Genomic DNA, 1230 nt, shown 5'->3' on the forward strand with positions numbered 1-1230 from the left:
GGTGGATTCAACCGGTCAACGCAACACATTGACTGAACATCTCAGCCGGCGTTTGAAAGCCAAGAGTCTTCCTCGGTCGCTCGTTCAATTGCCGCGCGATGGCATTGAGTTTAGCCTGCGAAAGAACAGACACGTCGATGCCCTTGGGTAGGTACTGCCTGAGCAAGCCATTGGTGTTCTCGTTGCTGCCACGCTGCCAAGGGCTCTGCGGGTCGCAGAAGTAGACCTGGATGTCCGTCGCCAGCGTGAATTGCTTGTGCGCCGCCATTTCCTTGCCTCGATCCCAAGTCAGTGACTTGTACAGTTCCTGAGGAAGCTTGTGGGCATGTTTGATTAAGGCGCTGACAACGGTCGCGGTGTCCTTTCCAGCGACCTTGACCAGCATCACGTAGCGCGTCTGGCGCTCAACCAGCGTGGCAATTTGGCTGTTGCGGTTGCCAAATACCAAGTCGCCTTCCCAATGACCAGGAACTGCTCGATCTTCGATACAAGCAGGTCGTTCGCTGATCGAAATGGCGTCGACGATCTGACCATGAATGCTGGTCTTCTGGGTGTAGTGGCGCGAACGTCTCATGCCTCGCGTGCGCCGGAGATGTTGCAGCAACTCCTTTTTCAAGGCGCCGCGGGCTTGAATAAAGAGGCTGCGGTAGATGGTCTCGTGTGACACGTTATGGCTCTCGTCGCCCGGATAAGTATGCTTGAGCCAACCTGAGATCTGCTCCGGAGACCAGAGCATGCGCAGCTTCTCGGCCACAATGCGAGCCAACGGGCGGTTCTTGCGCAATCTGCATTGCTTCGGACGCCGAGCTCGATCCCAAGCCGCTTCATCGGCCTGGTTTGCGCGGTAGCCTTCGCAGCCTCCATTGCGCTTGATCTCTCGGCTGATCGTGGATGGCGCCCTCCCGAGCCGGGCCGCCGTTGATCGGATCGACTCGCCCGCCACCATCGCACGCGAGATCTCCTCGCGTTCGGCCAGCGTGAGCGCAGCCGGCGCGCGTGATCGCTCCGGCGGCCGGAAACCACCTGTTTTCGCAAGTATCTGATGGATCGAAGTGTGGGGTCGATCGAAGAGCTTTCCGATCTCATGCAGCGTCCAGCCTTGCTTCCAGCGCTCCCACATCAGCGCCTTCTGGCTGTCTGAATAATAGATCCGTGGCCGTCGCTTCATCTGCAACACTCCTTCCGCTTACGCGGTGGTAAGTGTGTTGCATCGACCGGTTGAATCCACCA

The 1230-nt window shown here is 58.3% G+C and carries 1 protein-coding gene; it reads right to left on the bottom strand.

Features of this window, described 5'->3' with window-relative positions:
• Positions 1-7: 7 nt before the first annotated feature.
• Positions 8-1168, bottom strand: coding sequence for an IS30 family transposase (locus ACW7G0_RS14205; RefSeq protein ID WP_456990655.1), 1161 nt, complete (start codon positions 1166-1168; stop codon positions 8-10).
• Positions 1169-1230 lie beyond the last annotated feature (62 nt).

It is taken from the genome of Lysobacter sp. A286 (assembly GCF_054052105.1).